We start from the raw sequence: 22,549 nt of genomic DNA on the forward strand, positions 1-22,549 counted from the left end.
CTCCGGGACAATGCGGAAGTCAAGAGGAGGGGCAGATGGTGGACGACGAGGCGCCTCATCCCAAATCGCGCGGTGCGGCCCGGCGGGCCCAGCGCCGGGGACCGACCATGGAGGACGTGGCCGCGCTGGCCGGGGTGTCGCGGGGAACGGTGTCCCGCGCCCTCAACGGCGGCGCCCACGTGAGCCCGGCCGCCCTCGCGGCCGTGCACGACGCCATGCGCAGCACCGGCTACGTCATCAACCAGAGCGCCCGCAGCCTCGTCACCCGGCGATCGGGGGCGGTCGCCTTCGTGCTGTCGGACGCGCCCGACCGGCTCTTCGAGGACCCGGTGCTGGGCGCCCTGATGCGCACGTGCACGCGGCTCCTGGCCGAGCGGGGGAGCAGCCTCATGCTGATGCTGGCCGGCCGCACCGAGGAGCGCGAGCGGGTGCTGCACTTCGCTCGCGGCGGCCACGTCGACGGCGTCCTGCTCGTCTCGATGCACGACGGCGACCCGCTCGCCGCCCAGCTGCACGAGACGCGCGTGCCGGTCGTGGTCTGCGGGCGGCCGCCGTCCCGGGGTCCCGCCTTCCCGTTCGTCGCGGCCGACGACCGCGACGGCGCCCGGCTCATGACCCGGCATCTGGCCGGCCGTGGCCGCCGCCGCATCGCCATGGTGGCCGGCCCGCAGGACATGGCCGGCGGCGCCGAGCGCCTGCACGGCTTCCGCGACGTGCTGGGCCGCCGGGCCGGGCGCCGCGACATCGCCTACGCGGGCGCCTACACGATCGAGGCCGGCCGCGACGCGATGACCCGGCTGCTCGGGACCTGCCCCGAGCTCGACGCCGTCTTCGTCGCCTCGGATCTGCTGGCCGTGGGCGCGCTCCAGGCCTTGCAGCGGGCGGGCCGGGCGGTGCCCGGTGACGTGCTGGTCGGCGGCTTCGACGACTCGGCGATCGCGCCGGCCACCACCCCGCCGCTGACCACGGTCCGCCAGCCACTGTCCCAGGTGGCGGCCGAGCTGGTCGAGGTGCTGACCCAGCTGATCGCCGGCCGTCCCGCGTCCTCCCGGGTGCTGCCGACCGAGCTGGTGATCCGGGAGTCCGCGTGAGCGCTCACAAGCCTCAGTCCAGGGCCGGCATCGTCGCCTGGCCACGGTCCGGCAGCAGGAACGGTGTGTCGATGTCCGGAGTGCCCTCGCCGATCGTCACCGCCGCCACCCCGGTGCCCGTGCCGGCGATCTCGCCGGTCGGGTCCTGGATGATGTACGTGTCCTTGCCGGTCCGGATCGTGTAGGTGGGCTTGCCGTTCGACTCGCCGGTCTCGCGGAAGCGGAACAACTGGTCCGGAGCCGCCGCGTCGCAGGCGACGGTGGTGACGGCGGGGGCCTTGGCCGAGACGCACAGGGCCTCGCCGCCCTTACGGATCTTCGCGGTCCGGATCCAGTACTGGTCGCCCTCGGGCGAGGTGCGGGTGAGCACGAACAGCGCGCTGTCGTCGAAGGCCTCGGACAGCCCGAGCTTCCCGTTGCCGAGGACGGCCACCCCCGACTCGCTGTTCTTGGGCAGCAGATAGACCTGCCGGGTCCCCGAGAAGACACCACCGGAGGAGGACGCGGCAGAGGAGGACGTGGCAGAGGGCAAAGGCGCGGCGGAGGAGGACGATGGCGACGATGACGGCGACGGGGGCGGCGAGGAGGTGGTCGTCGAGGAGGCCGAAGCGCCGGGCGAGGCGGCCGGGGAGGACTCGCTGGAGCAGGCCGCGACGAGCATCAGCCCCGTGAAGGCCGTGACGGCGGCGGGAACGCGGGCGATGCTGAAGTCGGTGCGCACGGGAGCTCTCCTCTGTGTCGGTTGCGAGCATCCTGCCCACCACCCCCACCCCCGCGGAGCGGACGACGACGGTCATGGCAGAAATAGGGGAGATCCTCCTGGCGCTCGCCGCCGTCCGCGTCTGGAACTACAAAGGCCCACCGAGGCTCCAGCCCATCGTCAACCCCCTCGCCGCGCTCATCCTGGTCACAGCCTTCGGCCTCGACGTCACGATCTCCAGGACCGCTTCGCTGTACGCCGTCACGGGCGCCGCCGCGATCGCCATCACCCTCGCCGTCGCGTCGCGGTTCGCGCCGGCCGGCCGGGCCGACGAGCACCCGTGGCGCAAGGCGCTGGTCGAGATCCCGCTGGCCGTGGTCCTCTTCGAGGAGGTGGCGTTCCGCGGCGTACTCCTCACGGAGATCGGCCCGTACTGGTCCGCCGCCCTCTTCGGGTTGTGGCATCTCCACCCGAAGGGATCGGCCGGCGCGGTCGTCTTCACCGCCGCGGCCGGCCTCGTCCTGGCCTGGGGCGCCGAGGCCGGCGGCTCTCTGCTCGTGCCCTTCGTCTGGCACTGGGCCGCCAACGGTCTGGGCGTGCTCTTCTTCCGGAAGCGCGACGCCGATCGCTGAGCTGACCGGGTAGTCACAAGGTCGGTGCTGTGGAGGGCAGCCTCGCGATGGTGGCCATGTGGCGCATGACCGGGATCGGGATGCCGGGATTCCGGGCGGCGTGTTGGCGCTGCCCGCGTGGAGCAGGAGGGACACCAAGGTGCCGGCCGATATCGAGGGGTTGAGCCACGCTCGCAGGCGTACGCGTTGATCGGTGTCGGCGGCAAGCCGCCGCAGCGACTCCGGCGAGAGGCGGTGGTCCTCGGCGGCGGCTCGGCGCACGATCGGGTCGGGGTCGTGGCTGAACTGTTCGGCGAGTGCGCTCGTGGAGGCCGGGTCGGCGAGGGCGAGGATCCGCATCCGGGGGTTGGGATCACCCGCGTAGCGCAGCAGCCCGTCCCGGGGGAAGCGGGGATGTGTGCGCGGCCGGCCGGGGAAGGACAGGCTTCCCTCCCACCATGCCGCCACCTCCAGGAGCATCTCGGGCGGGGCGTCGTCGCATGACTCGGCGAGGAAGAGCCGCACGATGCGGTCCTGGTCACGTGAGAGCGCCGCCGCCACGTCGGCGGGCAGGCGCGGTGCTCGTGCGACGCTGCGGCGGACCAGCAACTTCGGCGAGGCGGCGAGCCGGCGCATGGCGTCGGCGTCGTCGTGGAGAGCGCCGATCCACCAGAGCGCGGTCGTGACGTCGGCCGGGTCGATGTCGGGAACCTCGGCGGCCATCGCCTCGATGTCCTGCGGCGTCCGGGGTGGGACGGCGTCGGGGTGCGGAGCACGGCCGACGCCGCGGCCACCGCGGGAACGGCGCCGGGCGGCCAGTTGCTCCGCCGCCAGCTCCGCGAACATGTCCCGTTCTGCCGGATCCGGCGTGGTGGTGAGGAGCCGGTCCCACTGCGCGGCGGAAAGATGACCGGATTCGGCCGCGGCGGCGCGCACCCGCGCGGCGCCGTGGACGATGGCGGCATCCATGACTCCGGCCGGAAGGTCGTCCCGGTGGAGGAGGCCGGTCTCCCCGAAATCCAGCAGGTCGAGAAGCACGTCCTCGGGCGCCGAGCGGTTGAGTCCGAGCCCGAAAAGCCAGTCGAGAGCTGTGCGCCGGTCGAGGTCGGCCGTTGCCGTCAATCTGGCCCAGGCACTGTCGAGGACGTCGCCGGCATGTTTGTCAGTCATCGACCGAAGATTAGAAGATCAGGAGACCGGAGCAGCGGCTGACCCGGCTGGTCGACGCCGGCGGCCCGGGAGCCGCCGACGTCGACGGGGGAGCGGCGTCAGGGCTTGCGGGCCACCGCGCCGTACGCCTCGATGGTCTCGACCTCGCCGTCCGGGCGCCAGGAGCTGATCTGCACGACGCCCGGCTCGATGATCTCGAAGCCGTCGAAGACGCTCTCGATCTGGGCCGGGCTGCGCAGGATGTACGGCACGCCGCCGCTCTCGGCCAGCTTGCGGGCCCCGTCGCGGACCGCCTCGGTGGTGTCCGTGCCGTCCCAGAAGACCAGGTAGCTGCCCGACGGGACCGCGTCCATCACCGTGTTCACGATCTCGCTGATGCGCTTGAGGCTCGGCTCGTAGCCCATCACGCCCATGAACATGACCGCGACCGGCTGGGTGAAGTCGAGCGGGCCGTCCGCGTCGGCCAGGATCTTCTCCGGGTCGTGGTAGTCCGCGTGGACGTACTGGGTGACGCCCTCGTCCGTCACGCTGACCAGCAGGGCCCGGGCGTGGGCCAGCACCAGCGGGTCGTTGTCCACATAGACGATGCGCGCCTCGGGCGTGATGCCCTGCGCCACCTCGTGCGTGTTCTGCATCGTCGGCAGGCCCGTGCCGATGTCGAGGAACTGCTTGATGCCGGCCTCGGCGGCCAGGTGGCGGACGACCCGGATCAGGAACTGCCGGGACAGCCGGGCCATCACCGCGATCTCGGGGTAGACCTGCGCGACCGCGTCACCGGCCGCCCGGTCGGCCGCGAAGTTGTCCTTCCCGCCCATCCAGTAGTTCCACATCCGGGCCGCGTGCGGCACGTTGGGCTGCAGGTCGGCGGAGGCTTCGTCCGTCATTTGTCCCTCTCCTTGTCATCGAATGCCACGTCGTCAGCGATCTTGCGAAGAATCAGGGGTGTGTCGTCCGGCGGCGCGGCGTCGATGATCAGGCGGCTGAACGCGGTCGCGTAGTTGTCGAGATCGTCGTGCTTGTCCAGGTAGACGGCGCTGGTCAGGTGCTCGATGTAGACGACGTCGTCGAGCTCCTCGTGCGGGAAGCGCAGGATGCTGAACGCGCCGCCGGCCGCCGCGTGCCCGCCCGAGTCGAACGGGATGATCTGCAGGCGGATGTTCGGGTTCTCGGTGGCGTCGATCAGCGAGAGGATCTGCTCGTGCAGCACCTCGCGGCCGCCGATGAGCCGGCGCAGCACCGCCTCGTCGAGCACGGCCCACAGCTTCGGGGCGTCGGGCCGGGTCAGGATCTGCTTGCGGGCCATCCGTAGTTTGGCCCGGCGCTCGACCTCGGTCGTGCTGGGACCCTGGTGGCCGAGCCGGATGACCGCGCTGGCGTACGCCTCGGTCTGCAGCAGTCCGGGGACGAACTGGATCTCGTACGTCCGGATGAGCTCGGCCGACTGCTCCAGGTCGAGGTAGTTGGTGAACCAGCTGTCGAGCACGTCGCCGTAGGTGCGCCACCAGCCCGGCGAGTTGGCCTCGCGGGTCAGTTCGAGCAGCCGGTCGTGCTCCTGCTGATCCTCCACTCCGTACAGGACCAGCAGGTCGGTGATGTCGCGGGGCTTGAAGCTGACCCGGCCCAGCTCCATCCGGCTGATCTTGGATTCGGACGCGCGGATGCGGTAGCCGGCGTCCTCCCGGCTGACGCCCTTGGCCAGGCGCAGCTCGCGCAGTCGGGCGCCCAGCTGGAGCCGGCGCACGGTGGAGCCACCGCTGTCCTGTCTCCCGGTCACGTTGACCTGCTTATCAGGCTCTGAGCTCGCACGCTACGGCTTGCGGCCGACGGCGCAGAACTGACTGATCTCGGTTTCGCCGGTCCGCCAGCGGGTCACCGGCACCACGCCGGGCTCCACAAGCACCAGGCCATCGAAGAGCTTCGCTATCCGCTCGGGGCTGCGCAGGTGATACTTCGGGTTGGCCGACACATTCCAGATGCGAGTGGCCTCGGTGGTGGCCGGGTCGGTGTCGGCGCCGTCGTACATGGCCAGGAAGCTGCCGCTGGGCAGGCCGCGCATCAGGCGGTCGATGATGTTCTTGGCCTTGTCGTCGCTCTCGATGTGCCCGAGCACGCCCATCAGCGTCACCGCGACGGGCCGGGAGAGATCGAGCGTCGCGGCGGCGGCCCGGAGGATCGCCTCCGGGTCTCGGAGATCTTCGTGTACGTAGTCGGTGGCCCCCTCGGCGGTGCTGCTCAGCAGCCGGCGCGCGTGCGCGAGCACCAGGGGGTCGTTGTCGACGTAGACGACACGGGCGGCCGGGTCGGCCTTCTGCGCCACCTCGTGCGTGTTCTCGGCGGTGGGCAACCCGGTGCCGATGTCCAGGAACTGGGTGATCCCGGCCTCGAGCACCAGGTAGCGCACGGCCCGGGCGAGAAAGGCGCGCGAAAGCTTGGCGTGCTCCGCGAGCTGCGGCAGCGTGGCGATGATCTGGTCACCGACGGCCCGGTCGGCGGCGAAGTTGTCGGTGCCGCCGAGCAGGTAGTTCCAGATCCGTGCGGTCTCCGGCACGTTCGTGTCGAGCCGGTCGATGTCCTCAGCCACGCGACCATCCTTTGTGGAGATCCACGACGAATGATCGACAGCATACTCACGCCCGGGCCGGGTCAGTCTCCACCCGGTCGGCTATTTCCTTCACCCGCTCGGCGCATTGAGCTTGACAAGTCCACAATCCACCAGATCGTAGACACCCCTGGCAAGCCCGATGGTGGGCCGGCCTGAGCGGTCAGTGGAAGGCGGGGGTGTTCTCCTTCAGCCACTCCGTGTAGGTCTGGGTGCCGCGGGGGCCGTCGCCGGTCGGCACCAGGCCGCCGGCGCTCATGCCGCCCGGGAAGTAGACGGGCAGGATGGGTCGGCGGCGGGCTCCTCCGGCCGCCATCAGGCGTCGGGCCATGTCGACCAGGGTCTCCAGCCGAGGGCCGGCCAGTTCGGGGGCCATGGCCTGCGGGGACTCCAGGGCCACGCCGGCCAGGTGCTCGCCCACCTCGCGGACGGCGATGGGCTGGACCTGGCCCGTCGGGACCAGGGCGAGCGGGCCCGGGACCGAGGACAGCAGCTGGCCCGCGAACTCGTGGAACTGGGTGGCCCGCACGATCGTCCACGGCAGGCCCGAGGAGCGGACGATCTCCTCCTGGCGGAGCTTGCCGGTGTAGTAGCCGTTCTTGACGCGGTCGACACCGACGATCGACAGGGACACGAAGTGACGGACGCCGGCGCGGGCGGCCGCCGCCGTCAGATTGGTGCCGGCCTTGTCGAAGAAGCTCACCGCGACCGCCTTGCGCTGGGTGAGCACGTTGCTGACGTCGATGACGATGTCGGCGCCGGTCAGGGCCGCGTCCAGGCCGGCGCCGGTGAGCAGGTCGACGCCGGCGGCGCGGGACAGGACCACGGGGGAGTGGCCTTGGGCACGGACCGCCTCGACGACCTGCCGTCCGGCCAGGCCGGTGCCGCCCGCGACGGCAATGCGCATTGTTCTCATGTCAGAGGGACGAGACAGCCCTCATGAACGTGACAGTGACCCGCGGCACAAGGGCGGCTGTCACGAAACCCGCCGACGGCGCGTCCATGACGCATGACACCTGTGAAAACGTGGCTGCGCGGCGGCCTGCTGACCTTGGCCGGGCTCCAGACGATCGCCTCGGTCTGGCAGTACTTCTTCCCCCGGGCGTTCTACGACCACTTCCCGACGGTGAAGCTGGACCCGCCGTACAACGAGCACCTGGTGTCGGACGTGGGCGGGCTCGGGCTGGCGCTGACCGCGATGCTGTACTTCGCGGCCGTGGTCATGGAGAACAAGGTCGTCATGTCGGCCCTGATCGGCTATCTGATCTACGCCGCGACGCACTTCTTCTTCCACGTCACCCACTTCGGCAACTTCTCGCTGGCCGAGGCGCTGGGCGTGGGCACCGGCCTGGGGATCGAGGTGGTGCTGGCGGTGCTGCTGCTCTACGTCACCTGGTCTGTTCGTGGGGCAGCAGATAACGCCACGTCGCGGCCACGTAGCTAGCGGGGCCGACCCGGTACGCGGGCCAGACCGTGCCGGTGGCGCGGGGGAGCCGGCGCTGAACCTCGAGCGCCGCCGAACCGCGGAGCCGTTGCTCCGCGTACAAGCCGGCCGGCGGCGCTTCGAATGGCCAGACATCCGGAGAATCGGGCTGATGGTCGATCTTCACGGTGGCCAGAAGAACCGCGGGCGGACGGTAGATCTCGCCGTGGAGGGCTTGGCGGCGCAAGCGCTGCACCCGGTCGTGCAGATCGTGGAAAGCGGGCGGGAACGACACCACCGGTCCCGCGTCGAGCCGGGCGCGGAGATATCTGTCGGCGGCGACCCACACCCGTACGTCATGGAAAGGCCTGTCGCTCCGGGTGGTGTCGACCGGAGTGCTGAGCGCGTCGAGGGCGTGGATCCGCAGCGCCCGCACCTCGGCCGCACGGAGGCGCAGGCTGGCCGCCGCGTCGGCGTACGCGGTGCCGTCGTCGTGAACGACGAGCGGTGGAGGCTGGAAGAGGGCGGCGCCCGGCTCGAAGAAGCCGCCGGGCCGGGACCACTCGAACATCGGCCGGCTGGGTACGTCTGCGGCGCCGATGGCCAGCAGGGAGAAGGCGCCGGCGGCGGTGGTCAGGAACGTTCGGCGGTCCATGCGATCAGACTAAACGGGCAAATCGGCCGCCGGGCCGGGTGGGGCAGAATGATCGGCGTGCGAGAAGTGGTGGATGGGGTCTTCGAGCTGAGCCTCGGTTTCGTGAACGTGCACCTGGTCGTCACCGACGACGGTGTCGTGCTGGTCGACACGGGGTTGCCCCGCAACTCCAAGCGCATCGACCGCGCCCTGCGCGAGATCGAGAAGACCATCGGTGACGTACGGGCCGTGCTGCTCACCCATCATCACGCCGACCACATCGGTACCGTGGCCGACGTGCGCCGCCGGTCGGGCGCCCGGGTCGTCGCCCATGCCGCGGACGCACCGGTCATCACCGGCGCGATCACCGGTGAGCCTCCCCGGGGCCTGGCCAAGTTCGCCGTACGGCTGATCGGCACCCCCGAACCGACCAAGATCGACCAGCTGATCACGCGGGACGAGAGCAGCCCCGTGCCGGGCTTCACCGCCCTGCACACCCCGGGGCACACCCGGGGCCACGTCTCGTACCTGCTGGACCGCGACGGCGGCGTCCTCTTCGTGGGCGACACCGCCGGCGGCACCCGTGACGGCAAGGTGGTCCTGGGCCCCACGCAGGTCTCGGCCGACCCGGCCGAGCAGGAACGCAGCATCGCCAAGCTCGCCACCTACGACTTCGAGCACGCCGTCTTCGGCCACGGCCGGGCCGTCACCGGGCGGGCCGTCGAGCGCTTCCGCGAGTACGCGGGCGCGCGCTCAGCCGGCGACGACGGCGCCGCCCCGGAGGGTGACCCCTCAGACGGCGACGCGGAAGGGCGGGCCTGAGGTCGGCGCCACGAGCCGTACCACTTCCTGCTCCTCCTCGATCGGCAGCGGCGCCGCGCCGGCGCCGGCGATCGGGCGCGGCCGGCGAGGGACGTGCGGGCCCGAACTGCCGCCCCGGCCCGGGTAGACGTAGAGACCGTGCACCGGATCGGGCACCGCGTCGAGAGCCGCCGTCACCAGCGGCAGGGCGCGGAACGCGGTCCAGCGTTCGTCGCCCGCGAACGCGATCTCGAACAGAACGCCCCACGTGTGGGTGTGCCACTCCCACTGATAGGCACCATGAGTGATGGCGGCCTCCGTCAGCGCTGAGCCCAGCCCGTCTCGCCAGGCGCGCGCGGAGCCGCCGGGCCCGTCAAGGACCTCGATCGACCACCAGCGCAGTTCCATGAGGCGACTGTAGACCCGCAGCACAAGATCTGACACCAAAAGAAACGATCAAGAAAAGCACCCGAATTGGGGAGGCCGATTTCTCCATTCACTCGGCCGATCGGATGGTTGTGCCGTTACCGGGCGCGTTGAAAAGTGTTTATCGGAAATCACCGAATAGCGAGCGTATCTGTCGGGGGGACAGGGATGAAATTCACGCACGCGCTGACCGCGTCGGCCGCCGCCGCGACCGGCCTGGTGACCGTACTGGCCGGCGTTCCGGCCTATGCCGGAGGCGGTGGCCATCACGGCCCGCCGCCCGTCCGGACGATCACCAAGGGCCTCGACGGGCCGTTCGGCCTCGATGTCTCATCGCGCCACGCGCTGGTCGCCGAGGGGGACTCCGGCGAGATCACCGCGGTCGACCTGCGCAACGGCCGTCAGCGGACGCTGATCTCGAAGCTGCCGGCACCGTCCGGCGTGACCACCGACGGCCACCGGATCTACATCGCGCTGGGCGGCCCGGCGCCGGACGGGCCGCCACCGCCGCCGTCGAAATACAAGCCGGCCACGGTGCTGGTCGCCGACAAGAACGGCAAGAATGTCCGGGTCCTGGCCGATCTGCTGAAATACGAGCTGAAGCACAACCCGGACAGGCAGAAGCAATTCGACGCCAAGGGCAAGCCGTACGACGCTCTTTCCAACCCGTTCAGCATCACCTCCACGAAGTGGGGCCTGCTGGTCGCGGACGGCGGGGCGAATGATGTTCTGCGCATCAATCCGCGTACGGGAAAGGTCTCAACTTTCTTCGTGCCGCCGAACCCGCGGACGAAGGAATGCCTGAAGCCGGACGCGCAGGCCAACCCGGGCACCAAGGGCTGTGACTCGGTCCCGACGGGCGTCGTGGCCAGCGGAAAGTACGTCTACGTGTCCACCCTGGGCGCCGAGAAGCCGCGGGCCGCGTCCATCTGGAAGCTCGACGGCCGCACCGGCCGGGTCCTGAAGGTCTGGCACGGCTTCACGTCACTGACCGGCATCGCGGTCGCGCCCAACGGCACGCTGTACGCCTCCGAGGTGCTCTACGGCATGCCCGCCGGCCCGACGCCGCCGCCCGGCTTCGACCCGTCCAAGGTCGGCCGCCTCACCCGCATCCAGCACGGCAAGGTCACGCACGCCCAGGTGACCATGCCGACCGGCATCGAGTACGCCAACGGCAGCCTCTACTCCACCGCGTGGAGTACGGCGAGCTTCCTCGGCCTCAAGAAGGCGGGCCAGGTGGTGCAGGTCAGCCCGAAGGCCTTCCGCTAGAAGCCTCAACAGGAGCGGCGCGCCTCTCCGACCGGCGCCGCCCCCGGCGGCCGGGGTGACGACAAGTCACCCCGGCCGCTGCGTCTGTACGATCGGACACCGTGTTCACCCCGTACAAGATCTTCCGAATCGCCGCCGTGGCCGAGGCCTTCTCCTGGGCCGGCCTGCTCGTGGGCATGTACCTCAAGCGCGTCACCGAGACCACCGACCTGGGCGTCTACATCTTCGGCCGGGTGCACGGCCTGCTCTTCGTCGTCTACATCGCCGCCGCCGTCTGGACCGCCCGCGCCGAGCGCTGGTCCCTGCTGCGCACCCTGGTCGGCCTGGCCGCCTCCATCCCGCCTTTCACGTCGCTCATCTTCGAGCGCTGGGTGGCCAAGCGCCGCCCCGCCACCGGGGAGCTCACCCAGGCCTGAGCCGAATAGGTGAATGGCGTGGGGAACGAATCCGGCATTAGGCCGCGAAATGGCTCGGGGAAGGCTGGGAGAGCGCGATCCTTTCAGCGACGCATTAAACGTGTTGCCTGGCGGGCGCGCTCCCATGCAAGGTCATGACGCCGGGTCGCCCACGAGCCGGTCGACGGGCCTGGGCAATAACGGATATGCCGGTATCGGGGGTGCGTATCCCGCCAAAACCCTGACCCGCTCGTGGCGACACCCGTTCTCTTCCGTGCGTTCCTGGGGCGACGTACGGCCCTTTGTCGTGCTTTCCGCCGCCGGATAGAATCGCCGCCTGAGATCCAAGGGGGCGGGCCGACGTGTTGCGGATTCACTTCACGCCGGAGGATGTCGGGCGGGTGCGGATCGCCGGCGAGCCCGATCCGCTCTGGGAGACCATTTTCAGCGTCTGGCGGCTGCGCCGGCCCGGTCCCGAGCTGATCTACGGGCGCTGGCGGGAGCACGCGTTGCGGGCCAGCCGGCGTACGGACCTCGAATTGCTGTTGCCCCTGGTCCGTGGTGCTTACTACCCCGACTTCCTCACCCCGGCCGAGGGTGCTCAGGGTCTGCCCGCCGCCCTCGAGGCCGTGCTCTCCACCCCGGCCACCCGGCTGCGCGAGGAGATGCGCGAGCTGGTGCGCGCCGGCGGTCCCACCCCGTCCTGGATGGGCCACCTGGCCGACGGTGACCGGGCCATACTGGAGCGGCTGGCGGGAGCCCTCCGGTCGCAGTACGACTCCGCCGTCGCCCCCTTCTGGGACAGTGCCCGCGCCCAGATCGAGGCCGAGCGTTCCCGCCGCGCCCGGGTCCTGCTCGACCAGGGCGCCGAGGGCCTGCTCGACAGCTTCCGCCCGCAACTGCGCTGGGAGCCGCCGGTCCTCGAGGCCGACGTCCCGTTCGAGCAGACCATCCACCTCGACGGGCGTGGCCTGCTGCTCGTGCCGTCCTATCTGTCGTGGGGCACACCTGACGTCCTGCGCGACACGACGCTGCCGCCGGTGCTGGTCTATCCGATCGAGCACGACCTGACGCTGCGGGCGCCGGGTGAGGCGACAAGCTTGGCCGCGCTGATCGGGCGTACGAGAACAAGCCTTTTGGAATCTCTCTCCGACCCCCGCACCACGTCCGAGCTGGCCCGCCGGGTCGGGGTGAGCGCGGCCAGCGTCAGCCAGCACACGGCGGTGCTGCGCGAGGCCCGCCTGATCACCACGAGCCGGGCCGGTAAGGCCGTGGTGCACACGCTCACCCCTTTGGGTAACGCCCTGTTGAGCGACCTGCCCTGACCACGCCTACCATCGAGTGATGTGAATCACACGAAGGAGGCGACATGGCCGTCGATGTCGAGAAACGCCTGCTCGGTGGGGCCACGTACCGCAGTCTGGGTGAACAGCAACTGTCACCGGCCGAGGAACGCTTCGAACGCGGCCGCCGCACGGTCGGCCTCTTCCTCGCCCCGGTCGTCACCATCGTCTTCCTGGCCCTGCCGCTGAGCATCCCGCCCAGCCAGCAGGTGCTGGCCGGCGTCCTGCTCGGCGTGATCATCCTGTGGGTGACCGAGGCCGTGCCGATCCCGGTCGGCGGCCTGATCGGCGTCGGCCTGATCGTGGTCTTCGGCGTGGCCGAGGCGGCCGACGTGCTGGCGCCGTTCGGCTCGTCGACGGTCTTCACCTTCATCGGCGCCTTCATCCTGGCCCAGGCCATGCTCAAGCACGGGGTGGCCCGCCGGTTCGCGTTCCGCATCCTGTCGCTGCCCGGCATCGGCCGGTCCACGGTCCGGGTCATCGTGGCCTTCGGGGTGATCACCTGCCTGCTGTCGGCCTTCGTGTCGAACACCGCGACCGTCGCCATGCTGCTGCCGACCGCGCTCGGCATCCTCGCCGTGATCGCCAAGATGATGCAGGACCGCGGCTTGGTCGGCGAGGGCTTCGACCCGACCCGGCTGCGGGTCGGCGCCGCGCTGATGCTGATGCTGGCGTACGGCGCCAGTGTCGGCGGCCTGCTCACGCCGGTCGGATCGCCACCGAACCTGATCGGCCGCGGCCTGATCGAGGAGGCGACGGGGGAGAAGATCTCCTTCGCCCAGTGGATGGCGCTCGCCGCGCCGATCTGTCTCTGCATGTTCGCGGTCCTCGCGGTGATCCTGCTGCTGCTCAACAAGCCGGAGGTGCGCCGGATCGAGGGCGTCGAGGAATACATCGCGGGGGAGCGGGCCAAGCTCGGCAAGTTCAGCCCGGCCGAGCGCAACACGGTGATCGCCTTCGTGGTCACGGTCGCCCTCTGGATCTTCCCCGGCGTCGTGGCGGTGGTGGCGGGGACGGACTCGAAGGTGTACGACGTGGTGAGCGGCCGCCTCAACGAGGGCGTGGTCGCCGTGCTCGGCGCGTCGCTGCTCTTCCTGCTGCCCACCTCCTGGCGCGAGCGCGAGTTCACCCTCAACTGGAGCGACGCCCAGCGCATCGACTGGGGCACGATCGTGCTGTTCGGCACCGGCATCATCTTCGGTTCGCTGCTGGCCGACACCGGCCTGGCCGAGCGGATCGGCACCTCCAGCGCCGACGCCCTCGGCCTGAGCAGCACGTTCGCCATCACCGCGTTCGCCGTCGTGCTGGCCATCATCGTCTCCGAGACGACCAGCAACACCGCGTCGGCGGCCGTGGTCGTGCCGATCATCATCCCGATCGCCGTCGCGGCCGGCGTGAACCCGCTGGTGCCGGCGCTGGCCGCCACCTTCGCGGCGTCGTTCGGCTTCATGCTGCCGGTCTCGACGCCGCAGAACGCCGTGGTCTACGGCTCGGGGGTCGTCCCGATCACCACGATGATCCGGTCCGGCGCCTCGTTCGACGTGCTCGGCGCCCTTCTCATCCTGCTCCTGCTGCCGCTCATGGTGGCCGTGGTCGGGCTCGGGTGAGCGCGATGACGCAGCGGATAGCGGTGATACCCGGCGACGGCATCGGCATCGAGGTGACCTGGGCGGCCCGGCAGGTGCTGGACGCGGTCACGGCCAAACACCGGATCGACCTGGCGTACGACGAGTTCGACTGGTCCTGCCAGCGCTACGCGGCGGCCGGCGAGATGATGCCGGCCGACGCCATCGAGCGGCTGCGGCCGTACGACGCGATCCTGCTCGGCGCGGTCGGCTGGCCCGGCGTGCCCGACCACGTGTCGCTGTGGGGTCTGCTCATCCCGATCCGGCGGGCCTTCCGGCAGTACGTCAACCTGCGGCCGATCCGCGTCTTCGAGGGGGTGCGGTCGCCGCTGCGCGACGCCGAGCCGGGCGCCGTCGACTTCGTGGTGATCCGCGAGAACGTCGAGGGCGAGTACAGCGAGATCGGCGGCCGGCTCAACCGCGGCTTCCCCGACGAGTTCGCCGTGCAGGAGGCCGTCTTCACCCGCCCCGGCGTCACCCGGATCGCCCGGTTCGCCTTCGAACTGGCCAAGACCCGCGGCTCGTACGTCACCTCGGCCACCAAATCCAACGGCATCGTCCACACGCTGCCGTTCTGGGACGAGGTGGTGGCCGGGGTGTCGGCGGAGTTCCCGGAGGTACGCCTGGACAGCGAACACATCGACGCGCTGGCCGCGAAGCTGGTGCTCGACCCGGCCCGGTTCGACGTGATCGTGGCGTCGAACCTGTTCGGGGACATCCTCAGCGACCTGGCGGCAGCGGTGGCGGGCAGCATCGGCATAGCACCGTCGGCCAACCTCGACCCGACCCGGACGTATCCGTCGATGTTCGAGCCGGTGCACGGCTCGGCCCCCGACATAGCCGGCCACGGCGTGGCCAACCCGATCGGCGCGGTCTGGTCGGCCGCCCTGATGCTGGAACACCTGGGCCACGACGCGGCCGCGGCCGACGTGATGGCCGCGATCAAGGAGTCGCTCATGGCGCCGGACACCCGCACCCGCGACCTGGGCGGCACCGGCGACACTGCGTCCGTCGTCTCATCGCTGGTTGCCCTTGTGGGCTGATCTCCGACAGAACGGTACCTTCCTCGCGGGATCCGGGGGAGGAAAGAGTGATGACTGACGACGCGGTGTTGGTGGTCGGCGGCGGGATAGCCGGCCTGGCGCTGGCGCGCGCCCTGCGGCAGCGCGAGGTGCCGTTCGAGCTGGTGGAACGCGACCCGGCGGCCGGCGACGGCGGCCTGGCCATCAACCTGCCCGGCAACGCGGTGACGGCGCTGCACGCGCTGGGCCTGCGGGCGGGCCTGGAGAAGATCGGCCGTCCCACGCGCCGCCGCGAATACCGGTCGTCGGCCGGGCGCGTGCTCTTCGCGGTCGACGAGGACGAGTTCTGGGGTCCCGATGCGCGGCCCCGGTGCGTACGGCGGTCCGACCTGCACGCCCTGCTCGGCGAGGACATCGTGCCCACCGTGGACAAGGTGGGGCCGGTCGACCTGGAGGCCTCGGGCGCGAGCGTGGCCGGCCGGCGGTACGGCTTCGTGGTGGGCGCCGACGGTGTGCATTCGAGCGTCCGCGAGCAGGTGTTCGGCCACGCGGGCATGCGCTCGGCCATGCTGAGCCGGGCCAGCTGGCGGTTCATGGCGCCGAACCCGGGCGTCGACTGCTTCACGGTCTGGTCGGGCGCCGAGGGCGCGTTCCTGATGATCCCGGTCGACGAGTCCGAGGTGTACGTCTTCGCCTCGGCCACCGGAGGCGGCCCGGTCGACCCGGATCCGTCGTGGCTGCGGGAGACGTTCGGTGCCTATCCGGAGAAGGTGCGGGCGGTCCTCGACAACCCGGGCAGGCTCTACCACTCGCCGATCGAGGAGGTCCGCATCGCCACATGGCACCGAGACCGCTGCGTCCTGATCGGCGACGCGGCCCACGCCACGGCCCCGGTGTGGGCCCAGGGCGGCGCACTGGCCATGGAGGACGCGATCGAGCTGGCCGACCTGCTGGCCGACGGCGCGTGGGATTCGGTGGGAGCCCGCTACGAGGAGCGCCGCCGCGACCGGGTCACCCACGTGCAGGCCGCCACCGACCGCTTCTCCAGGGTGGCCGGCCTCCCGATCCGCCTGCGCAACGCGATGCTCCCACTGATGGGCCCGATCTCGTACAAGGCCGCCTACGGCCCGCTGCGCTGATCAGCGGCTACCGACGTGCTCGTCTCCAAAGGCTTTCACCATCCTGAGGGCGGGCCATTCTGATCAGTGGCTTTGGCCCATTGGTCAGCGACAAATAGGACAGAGCGTAGTGTGATGGAGGCACTGTAGTCGTTCATGCAGTCGAATTTGGTGAGGCATTCATAAACCTCGACGGCGTTGAAATCGGGGTGTCGAGCCGCAGCTGCTTCGACGAGGCTCCAGATCTCGTTGTTGAGTTCTGCCGGCTGCTCCGTAGGCGTCAGGTCGGCGAACTCGATGGGGATGTGTGGCGGCGTGATCTTGTCGTCCGGAACCATCGAACCTCCCTGATCAGTCCCGCCCGGAGCTGTTCCGGCGAGCACCTTTCGTCCGTTTGCGTCTCGCCAGGACGTAAAGGACCAAGGCAAGGGAAACCTCGGCCCGCGTCTTCCGCTTGCACGCGCCCTTCGTCAGGCACTCGTGGATCTCAACGGCGTCGAAGCCGGGGTTCGCGTCGGCGCATGCTCTGACGAGCCGCGCGATGCGGTCTGTCAGCCCTCGTGGATGTCCCTTTGGGGTTAGCTTCTCGATCGCGATGCCGAGGTGCGGTGGCTTGACGATGTCGTCCGGCACCATCCGGGCCCCCTTTGAGCCGTTCCTGCCTCGAAATTACGGACGCTCACGGAGGCAGGTCCATGACCGCTTGTGGCAGGGTGGCGACGCCGGTTTGGCGTCACCCCGCCGTGCCCGGCGCGCCGGAACGGCCACCGTGCCGGGCAGGTGTCTAACCTCGGCCGGTGTTGCATGTCGCCGTTCTCGATCCGCTTCCCCTTTTCCGGCAGGGCGTGATGACGGTTCTGGCCGCGGCCGGACATCGGGTCGAAGCGCCTGAGCACGTGGTTGATTGGGCGGTGTCCCGCCAGCGGGCTGCCATCCTGCTGACGTTGCTCGACGACGCGGATTGGCAGTTGCTGGCCTCGCTCCGTGATCTGCCGGGTGTCGACGTGGTCGGGTTTGTTCAGGATCTGCGGTCAGCCGCGATTCGGGCGGTGCACCTAGGTGCTCGGTCGGTGCTTCCCCGCGCGGCGAGTCCGGAGGCGGTGCTGCGCGCGGTAGAGGCGACAGCCGATGGCCAGTCGGTGGTGCCCGTTCAGGTGCTGGCGAAGCTGGCCGGCACCTTGGACGCTCAGCCCGGGGTCCTGACCGAGGCGCAGCTGTCGTGGCTGCGCCGACTGGCCGCTGGCGCGACCGTGGCCGATCTGGCCGACGCGGCCGGTTATTCGGAGCGTGCGATGTTCCGGCTTCTCAAGCAGCTTTACGCCGATCTGGGCGTCCGCAACCGCATGCAAGCTGTTTTGCGGGCGCAGGAACTGGGGTGGCTGCCGGTCTCAGTCCGTGGACGGTGACCGAACGTCCACGAGCACATCGAGCAGCGGCGTCAGGCGGCCGGGTGGCGTCATGCGACGATTGAGTTCCTTCAGCAGAAAGTTTCGCCGCGCTCGCAGGACCGAAGCGCCGGACGCGTCGAAATAGCCGATCAGCGTGAGTGGATCGACTTCCTCCCTGCAGAGAGCGATCCCGAGCATCTCGCGAGCGCCGCGGTCCTTCTTGTCCTGGGTACGCGGCCGGGACTCGAGCTCCAGCTCCAGGAAGAGTCGCGCGGCCTCGGCCGGGTCGTCTTCTTGATGAACCAGCGCGTTCAGCGCGATCACGACGAGAGCACTGCCGCGGGCTCGATAGCGTTCGGCTTCCTCCACATGCTGGGCGGCCTCATCCCAGCGACGGGACTGTAGGGCCGCCCAAGTGAGAGTGGTTCGTGCCCGCAGGATCACCACCGGATTGTGAGTTCGCACCGCCTTCTCCAGAGCGTCGGTGGCGCTGGCCGCGGCCTCGTCAGGCTTGTTCTCAGCCAGCAGCAGATCGGCGTACGCCTCCTGGCAGGCGGCCAGATGCCACGGGCTGTCGTGTGACAGTGCTTCCGCTCGTCGAATCAGCTCGCGGGCCCTCCCGGTACAGCCCCTCTCGGCCCGCCAGCGCGCCACACGTAGCAAGAATCCCGGCTCCTCGCCGTGACTCAGGACCTCGTCGGCCCGGGCGAAGGCCCGGTTGTACTCGCCCCAGCGGCGATGGCACTCGGCCAAGCCCTGTAGTGCCACTGGCAGAACTGCCGGCAGCTGATGCTCCTCAGCCGCTTTGCGCGCGTTTTCGTAGTAACCGTACGCCCGGTCAGCGCGGCCCGAGTGCCAGTAATACGTTCCGAAGTTGTGTTGGACGCTGGCCACAATCTGCGGCACGCCGAGCCTGTTTGCCTGATCGAGGGCCCGTCCATAGGCTGCGTCGGCTTTCGGATATTCGCCGACCAGCGCGTAGGCGTCGCCCAACTCGTTGTCGTTCACCATTTCCAGTTCGGCCACGCCGGTGTTGTCCTGCACCGTCTCGCGCTGCGTGAGCAGCAAGTGGTTGCAATGCCATCGCTTGAGCACCGCGCTCATGGGTTGCATCGCCGCGACTGCGACGGCGTATCGCCGCGCCGCCAACAGCACGTCGACGTAGGCAAAGGAATATCGCAGGTCGTCCAGCGATCGCGGATCGTTCACGAGTCGTCGCTTGAGCTCTGCGGCGACGCGGCGCAGCAGGTCGGACTGCTCGGTAGTGCTGGTCGGCAGGAACCACTTCGCCTTGCCGGCGGTCAGGGACCATTGGCCGCCGGAACATCGGACCAGCTCGTACTCCTCGAATTTCTGCAGGAAACCTCTGGCGCGTGCTGCGTCGGTCGGTGGGCCGACCACGGCGGCGACCGCCTCGGCGTCGATGGGGGTGTCGAAACCGGCAAGAGTCTGCAGCACGTCACGCTCGTCGTCCCGGAGCTCGGCGACCAGCAGGTCGGCGAGCCGGCGGGGCATGGAACTCGGCGGGAGGGTGCCGACGGTGTCCAGCAAGTCACTCATACTGAGGCCGCTCCGGGAGTGGGCGACGATGGCCAGCATCAACAGCACGTTGCGCGGATTGCCGGAAAGCCGTTGATGGAGCATCTGCCGGCGCGACGCGGAAAGCTTCTTGAGCTGGCGAGATCCGCGTCGCGCGACGAATTCCTCGAAGTCTTCGGCTGCCAGCGTGCCAACAGCAATCACCTCGTGGGTCCAGCCCCGTTTCCCTGGTGACTCGATGCCGTCCGGGCTGACCAGAATGACGGTCGTGCCGTGCGGATGGGGATATCGGCACAGGGCGTCCAACGCCTCGTCCATCTGCTCGTCGACACGCCGGTCAGTCCCCGGAACGGCCAGGTGTTCGGCTCCCTCGATGAGGATGACCCGACGATCAAGCCCGGCCAACTGCAGGGCGGATCGCAAGCTGGTCAGGCGCGTCTCACCCTCGCGGATCTCGACCGGGTGGTCCTTGCCCAAGATATTGCCGATCAGGGTACGGACGTCGAAGCGGCTGCCGGGTGTGATGGTGTGAGGGAAACACGTCCTTGCGGTGCCGTGTGTGCCCAGGTCAGTGAGGACGCTTCCCACCAGCTTCGATTTCCCGACACCGGCAGATCCCGTTACCTGTACCACGCCCGGCGGCTGTTCGCGGCTGAGTAGTCCGTACAGCGCGTCGTACTGAGGCTCGCGATCGACCAAACTTGGATCTCGTTGCCGGACGAGTGGACCGGCCGTTTCTCTTGTTCCCGTCCGGTCTGTACGCAACGAGATGACGGACGTGGCGCCGCCAAGAATGCCCATGATCCAACTCAGGGCTTCGACGTACGACCACACGGCCCCATCAGCCTCGGGAAGGTCCCTTCCGATACCGAGGCTGAGCCCGACGGCCACGAGCGCCGACAGCAAGGTCACTGGAACGAGTCCGTATAGGACCCACCGCCGTCTCATTCCGTTATCATGCCGTCTCTGAAGGTGACTGGATAGGGCGGCTGAAGGCGGTGACTGTGGCGGGGAAACGCTCAGACCCGATGGGCGACCATCAGCTTTTGTACCTGGGTCAGGGCGGCGGCGCCGGTGTCGGCCTCATCGCGGGTCTACCGAAAATGTGGCGGCGCTGGCCTTGGCGTCTCGGGACCGCGAGCGGCTCCCACGAGGATCGCCTCGAAGGCCTGGTCTCCTACAAGACGGCCCACGGGTCGTTGCGCTGATTCATCATGGCCGCATGAACCCCACACTGTTCCTCATGGTGGGCCTTCCCGCGTCTGGGAAGACCCACCGGGCGCGGGAGCTGGCCGCGCGGCACGGAGCCCTCCGACTCACGCCCGACGACTGGGCGCTCACCCTCTTCGGTCAGGACGACCGTCACCAGGAGCGGCCCGACGGCAAGCGATGGCGGCTGGAAGGCCTGCTCATCGCCCTGGCCCTCGAGACCCTGCGCCTTCGGCTCAGCGTCGTTCTCGACTTCGGGCTCTGGTCGCGCGACGAGCGATCCGCCCTGCGCTCGATGGCCGCTTCGGTGGGAGCGTCCAGTGAGATCGTCTACCTGCCGGTGGATCGCGAGGTGCAGTGGCGCCGGATCCAGGACCGCTGGAAGAACACCCCGGAGCGGACGTTCCCGATGGCCGAGGCGGAGCTCGGGCCCTGGCGGGAGACGTTCGAGATTCCCAGCGCGGACGAGCTCTCCGGTTCGTCCCCGCCCGCCCCGCCGTCCGGCGACGAGACCTGGTTCGCCTGGGCGCGGCGGTTCTGGCCCTCTCTCGACGAGTCGAGGGAGGGCCACTGCGGCTAGCGCAGCGCGGTGGCGACCTGGTCGGCCAGGGTGACCGCGACGCGGAGGTCGCCGGTGTGTGGGCCGTTGCGCGCAGCAGGTAGCGGCCGTGGACTTGTCCGGCGCCTTCGACCAGCAGTTCGGTTTCGGGTGGCAGGCCGTCGTGGGCGACGTCGATGTGCTTGCCGCGCCAGATGATGCGGCCGTCGCGTCCCAGCCGGGCCGGCTGGCCGGCTCCGGCCGCGCCCGGCTCGTACCGTGCTTCGCGCAGGTGGAGGGTCTCGGTCAGTTCGGCCGCGACCTGGTCGATCACGGCCTGCGCCGGGCCGCCCTCCGCGCTCACCCGCGCGGCCGCGTGGATGCCCTCGAGATGTGCCGCCTCGCGGGTGGCCGCGGCCGCCTGCCGGCGGCCCCAGACGGCGAGCTCGGTGACGGCCGCGCCGACCGCGAGCAGCAGGAAGAACGTCCGGACGTCGGAGCGGCCCGAGATGTCCAGCTCGAGATAGGGCGGGGCGAAGAAGAAGTTGAACCAGACGCCGGCCGAGGTGGCGGCCAGATATCCGGCGGGCCGGCTACCGAGAGCGGCCACCCCGACCACCGCCACCACCAGCAGCAACGCGACCTGGGTGTTCTCCACGTCGCCGCGGAACGGCACGAGCGCCGCCGCGACCACGAAGGGCGCGACTATCGCGAGCCCGACGGCGAGCCGTTTGCGGGTAAGCCAGGTGCGCACCGCCCGACTGTATCCACCGGCATGACTCCCGCCCTATATCGCTGCTCACACGCGGCGGCGCTCGTCAGAACCGATCAGAAGGCCGGAAGGACCGAGCCCTGGTACTTGTCGGTGATGAACTTCTTGACCTCTTCGCTGTGCAGGAGCTTCTCGAGCTTCTGGACGCGCGGGTCGTTCTCGTCGCCGGTGCGGACGACGACCAGGTTGGCGTACGGGTTGTCGTCGCCCGACTCCAGGGCCAGCGAGTCGGTGGCCGGCTTGAGGCCGGTCTCGATGGCGTAGTTGCCGTTGATGACCGAGATCGCCGTGTCCTCGAGGCTGCGCGGCAGCTGGGCCGCCTCGAGCGCCTTGAACTTCAGGTTCTTCGGGTTGGCCGTGATGTCCTTCTCGGTGGCCTTGACCCCGACGCCGTCCTTCAGCGTGATCAGGTTGTTCTTGGCCAGCAGGCTCAGCGAGCGGCCCGAGTTGGACGGGTCGTTCGGGATGGCCACGACGCCGCCGTCGGGGATCTCGGCCAGGCTCTTGACCGTCTTGGAGTAGACGCCCAGGGGCTCGATGTGCACCGGCTTCAGCGCGGTGAACTTGTAGCCCTTCGACGCCACCTCCTCCTCCAGGTACGGGATGTGCTGGAAGTAGTTGGCGTCGAGCTGCTTCTCCTTCAGGGCCACGTTCGGCTGGATGTAGTCGTTGAACTCGACGATGTCCAGCTTGAGGCCCTTCTTGGAGGCCAGGTTGTCGGCGACGTACTTGAGGATCTCCCCGTGCGGGACCGGGCTGACGCCGACCTTCAAGGTGTCGGAAGACGCTTCCGAGGAGGAGTCGGAACCGCAGGCGGCCAGCCCCAGCAAGAGGGAAGCGGACGCTACGAGGGCGGTGATGGAGCGGCGCACGGAG

At 69.6% G+C, this 22,549-nt stretch carries 24 protein-coding genes and 1 pseudogene; 13 read left to right on the top strand and 12 right to left on the bottom strand.

What is annotated here, in order from left to right; genetic code table 11:
- The first annotated feature begins 35 nt into the window (after positions 1-35).
- Positions 36-1,091, top strand: a complete 1,056-nt coding sequence (locus ACQP2X_RS21495) for a LacI family DNA-binding transcriptional regulator (protein ID WP_498699654.1) — start codon at positions 36-38, stop codon at positions 1,089-1,091.
- Between the two features lie 13 nt (positions 1,092-1,104).
- Here ACQP2X_RS21495 and ACQP2X_RS21500 read toward each other — a convergent pair whose 3' ends face one another.
- Entirely contained in the window at positions 1,105-1,812 is a 708-nt protein-coding gene (locus ACQP2X_RS21500; RefSeq protein WP_498699656.1) for a hypothetical protein, read from the bottom strand.
- 14 nt (positions 1,813-1,826) lie between these two features.
- Here ACQP2X_RS21500 and ACQP2X_RS21505 point away from each other — a divergent pair, with 14 nt between their 5' ends.
- Positions 1,827-2,423, top strand: coding sequence for a CPBP family intramembrane glutamic endopeptidase (locus ACQP2X_RS21505; protein ID WP_498699657.1), 597 nt, complete (start codon positions 1,827-1,829; stop codon positions 2,421-2,423).
- Between the two features lie 630 nt (positions 2,424-3,053).
- Positions 3,054-3,614 carry a hypothetical protein gene (locus ACQP2X_RS21510; protein ID WP_498699658.1) on the top strand — a complete coding sequence of 187 codons (561 nt, stop codon included), beginning with the start codon at positions 3,054-3,056 and terminating at the stop codon, positions 3,612-3,614.
- Between the two features lie 56 nt (positions 3,615-3,670).
- Here the strand turns inward: ACQP2X_RS21510 and ACQP2X_RS21515 are convergent, their stop codons facing one another.
- The 4 genes from ACQP2X_RS21515 to ACQP2X_RS21530 form a co-directional block, all read right to left on the bottom strand.
- On the bottom strand, positions 3,671-4,456 hold the full coding sequence (locus ACQP2X_RS21515) for an SAM-dependent methyltransferase (protein WP_498699660.1): 786 nt from the start codon (positions 4,454-4,456) through the stop codon (positions 3,671-3,673).
- Positions 4,453-5,346 carry a Sco1979 family transcriptional regulator gene (locus ACQP2X_RS21520; protein WP_498699662.1) on the bottom strand — a complete coding sequence of 298 codons (894 nt, stop codon included), beginning with the start codon at positions 5,344-5,346 and terminating at the stop codon, positions 4,453-4,455. Before ACQP2X_RS21520 ends, ACQP2X_RS21515 begins: the two co-directional genes overlap by 4 nt.
- 33 nt (positions 5,347-5,379) lie before the next feature.
- Positions 5,380-6,174, bottom strand: a complete 795-nt coding sequence (locus tag ACQP2X_RS21525; RefSeq protein ID WP_498700989.1) for an SAM-dependent methyltransferase — start codon at positions 6,172-6,174, stop codon at positions 5,380-5,382.
- A 160-nt stretch (positions 6,175-6,334) separates the two neighbouring features.
- Complete coding sequence (locus ACQP2X_RS21530; RefSeq protein WP_498699663.1) at positions 6,335-7,078, bottom strand: SDR family oxidoreductase; 744 nt, start codon at positions 7,076-7,078, stop codon at positions 6,335-6,337.
- Positions 7,079-7,180: 102 nt separating this feature from the next.
- Between ACQP2X_RS21530 and ACQP2X_RS21535 the strand changes: the two genes are divergently transcribed.
- Positions 7,181-7,615: a hypothetical protein gene (locus ACQP2X_RS21535; RefSeq protein ID WP_498699665.1), complete on the top strand. Its 435-nt coding sequence runs from the start codon at positions 7,181-7,183 to the stop codon at positions 7,613-7,615.
- On the opposite strand, the gene ACQP2X_RS21540 is transcribed toward ACQP2X_RS21535, so the two are convergent.
- Positions 7,560-8,249, bottom strand: a complete 690-nt coding sequence (locus ACQP2X_RS21540; protein WP_498699666.1) for a hypothetical protein — start codon at positions 8,247-8,249, stop codon at positions 7,560-7,562. The genes ACQP2X_RS21535 and ACQP2X_RS21540 overlap by 56 nt on opposite strands.
- 57 nt (positions 8,250-8,306) lie before the next feature.
- On the opposite strand from ACQP2X_RS21540, the gene ACQP2X_RS21545 reads away from it, so the two are divergent.
- Positions 8,307-9,050, top strand: a complete 744-nt coding sequence (locus ACQP2X_RS21545) for an MBL fold metallo-hydrolase (RefSeq protein WP_498699667.1) — start codon at positions 8,307-8,309, stop codon at positions 9,048-9,050.
- On the opposite strand, the gene ACQP2X_RS21550 is transcribed toward ACQP2X_RS21545, so the two are convergent.
- Positions 9,021-9,437, bottom strand: a complete 417-nt coding sequence (locus ACQP2X_RS21550; RefSeq protein WP_498699669.1) for a hypothetical protein — start codon at positions 9,435-9,437, stop codon at positions 9,021-9,023. The genes ACQP2X_RS21545 and ACQP2X_RS21550 overlap by 30 nt on opposite strands.
- A 186-nt stretch (positions 9,438-9,623) precedes the next feature.
- Between ACQP2X_RS21550 and ACQP2X_RS21555 the strand changes: the two genes are divergently transcribed.
- From ACQP2X_RS21555 to ACQP2X_RS21580, 6 genes are all read left to right on the top strand, one after another.
- Positions 9,624-10,724 (top strand): ScyD/ScyE family protein, encoded by a 1,101-nt coding sequence (locus ACQP2X_RS21555; RefSeq protein ID WP_498699670.1) that lies wholly within the window; start codon positions 9,624-9,626, stop codon positions 10,722-10,724.
- A gap of 101 nt (positions 10,725-10,825) precedes the next feature.
- Positions 10,826-11,140: a DUF3817 domain-containing protein gene (locus ACQP2X_RS21560; protein ID WP_498699671.1), complete on the top strand. Its 315-nt coding sequence runs from the start codon at positions 10,826-10,828 to the stop codon at positions 11,138-11,140.
- 341 nt (positions 11,141-11,481) lie between these two features.
- Positions 11,482-12,444, top strand: coding sequence for an ArsR/SmtB family transcription factor (locus ACQP2X_RS21565; RefSeq protein WP_498699673.1), 963 nt, complete (start codon positions 11,482-11,484; stop codon positions 12,442-12,444).
- 44 nt (positions 12,445-12,488) lie between these two features.
- On the top strand, positions 12,489-14,069 hold the full coding sequence (locus tag ACQP2X_RS21570) for an SLC13 family permease (protein ID WP_498699674.1): 1,581 nt from the start codon (positions 12,489-12,491) through the stop codon (positions 14,067-14,069).
- 5 nt (positions 14,070-14,074) lie between these two features.
- A complete protein-coding gene (locus ACQP2X_RS21575; protein WP_498699676.1) occupies positions 14,075-15,130 on the top strand; it encodes a tartrate dehydrogenase in 1,056 nt (351 codons plus the stop codon).
- 50 nt (positions 15,131-15,180) lie between these two features.
- On the top strand, positions 15,181-16,248 hold the full coding sequence (locus ACQP2X_RS21580; protein WP_498699677.1) for an FAD-dependent monooxygenase: 1,068 nt from the start codon (positions 15,181-15,183) through the stop codon (positions 16,246-16,248).
- A 35-nt stretch (positions 16,249-16,283) separates the two neighbouring features.
- Here the strand turns inward: ACQP2X_RS21580 and ACQP2X_RS21585 are convergent, their stop codons facing one another.
- Together ACQP2X_RS21585 and ACQP2X_RS21590 are read right to left on the bottom strand one after the other, a co-directional pair.
- Positions 16,284-16,565, bottom strand: coding sequence for a hypothetical protein (locus ACQP2X_RS21585; RefSeq protein WP_498699678.1), 282 nt, complete (start codon positions 16,563-16,565; stop codon positions 16,284-16,286).
- Positions 16,566-16,578: 13 nt separating this feature from the next.
- Positions 16,579-16,863 (bottom strand): hypothetical protein, encoded by a 285-nt coding sequence (locus tag ACQP2X_RS21590; protein ID WP_498699680.1) that lies wholly within the window; start codon positions 16,861-16,863, stop codon positions 16,579-16,581.
- Between the two features lie 161 nt (positions 16,864-17,024).
- Here ACQP2X_RS21590 and ACQP2X_RS21595 point away from each other — a divergent pair, with 161 nt between their 5' ends.
- Complete coding sequence (locus ACQP2X_RS21595) at positions 17,025-17,633, top strand: DNA-binding response regulator (protein WP_498699681.1); 609 nt, start codon at positions 17,025-17,027, stop codon at positions 17,631-17,633.
- Here the strand turns inward: ACQP2X_RS21595 and ACQP2X_RS21600 are convergent.
- Positions 17,616-20,066: a tetratricopeptide repeat protein gene (locus ACQP2X_RS21600; protein WP_498699683.1), complete on the bottom strand. Its 2,451-nt coding sequence runs from the start codon at positions 20,064-20,066 to the stop codon at positions 17,616-17,618. The two genes, ACQP2X_RS21595 and ACQP2X_RS21600, sit on opposite strands and share 18 nt — an antisense overlap.
- A gap of 310 nt (positions 20,067-20,376) precedes the next feature.
- Here ACQP2X_RS21600 and ACQP2X_RS21605 point away from each other — a divergent pair, with 310 nt between their 5' ends.
- Positions 20,377-20,943: a P-loop nucleotide/nucleoside kinase family protein gene (locus ACQP2X_RS21605; protein ID WP_498699684.1), complete on the top strand. Its 567-nt coding sequence runs from the start codon at positions 20,377-20,379 to the stop codon at positions 20,941-20,943.
- A 421-nt stretch (positions 20,944-21,364) separates the two neighbouring features.
- Here ACQP2X_RS21605 and ACQP2X_RS21610 read toward each other — a convergent pair.
- Together ACQP2X_RS21610 and ACQP2X_RS21615 are read right to left on the bottom strand one after the other, a co-directional pair.
- Positions 21,365-21,655, bottom strand: a pseudogene (locus ACQP2X_RS21610) (DUF4118 domain-containing protein); the annotation flags it as partial.
- 74 nt (positions 21,656-21,729) lie between these two features.
- Positions 21,730-22,545 carry a MetQ/NlpA family ABC transporter substrate-binding protein gene (locus ACQP2X_RS21615; protein WP_498699685.1) on the bottom strand — a complete coding sequence of 272 codons (816 nt, stop codon included), beginning with the start codon at positions 22,543-22,545 and terminating at the stop codon, positions 21,730-21,732.
- Positions 22,546-22,549 lie beyond the last annotated feature (4 nt).

This window comes from Actinoplanes sp. CA-131856, from assembly GCF_050956135.1.
GTDB lineage: Bacteria > Actinomycetota > Actinomycetes > Mycobacteriales > Micromonosporaceae > Actinoplanes.

Coding starts and splice junctions, on each gene's coding strand:
- ACQP2X_RS21535 (WP_498699665.1), top strand. CDS start 7,181: ATGACACCTGTGAAAACGTGGCTGCGCGGCGGCCTGCTGACCTTGGCC.
- ACQP2X_RS21580 (WP_498699677.1), top strand. CDS start 15,181: ATGACTGACGACGCGGTGTTGGTGGTCGGCGGCGGGATAGCCGGCCTG.
- ACQP2X_RS21515 (WP_498699660.1), bottom strand. CDS start 4,456: ATGACGGACGAAGCCTCCGCCGACCTGCAGCCCAACGTGCCGCACGCG.
- ACQP2X_RS21585 (WP_498699678.1), bottom strand. CDS start 16,565: ATGGTTCCGGACGACAAGATCACGCCGCCACACATCCCCATCGAGTTC.
- ACQP2X_RS21590 (WP_498699680.1), bottom strand. CDS start 16,863: ATGGTGCCGGACGACATCGTCAAGCCACCGCACCTCGGCATCGCGATC.
- ACQP2X_RS21575 (WP_498699676.1), top strand. CDS start 14,075: ATGACGCAGCGGATAGCGGTGATACCCGGCGACGGCATCGGCATCGAG.
- ACQP2X_RS21495 (WP_498699654.1), top strand. CDS start 36: ATGGTGGACGACGAGGCGCCTCATCCCAAATCGCGCGGTGCGGCCCGG.
- ACQP2X_RS21570 (WP_498699674.1), top strand. CDS start 12,489: ATGGCCGTCGATGTCGAGAAACGCCTGCTCGGTGGGGCCACGTACCGC.
- ACQP2X_RS21540 (WP_498699666.1), bottom strand. CDS start 8,249: ATGGACCGCCGAACGTTCCTGACCACCGCCGCCGGCGCCTTCTCCCTG.
- ACQP2X_RS21555 (WP_498699670.1), top strand. CDS start 9,624: ATGAAATTCACGCACGCGCTGACCGCGTCGGCCGCCGCCGCGACCGGC.
- ACQP2X_RS21530 (WP_498699663.1), bottom strand. CDS start 7,078: ATGCGCATTGCCGTCGCGGGCGGCACCGGCCTGGCCGGACGGCAGGTC.
- ACQP2X_RS21550 (WP_498699669.1), bottom strand. CDS start 9,437: ATGGAACTGCGCTGGTGGTCGATCGAGGTCCTTGACGGGCCCGGCGGC.
- ACQP2X_RS21605 (WP_498699684.1), top strand. CDS start 20,377: ATGAACCCCACACTGTTCCTCATGGTGGGCCTTCCCGCGTCTGGGAAG.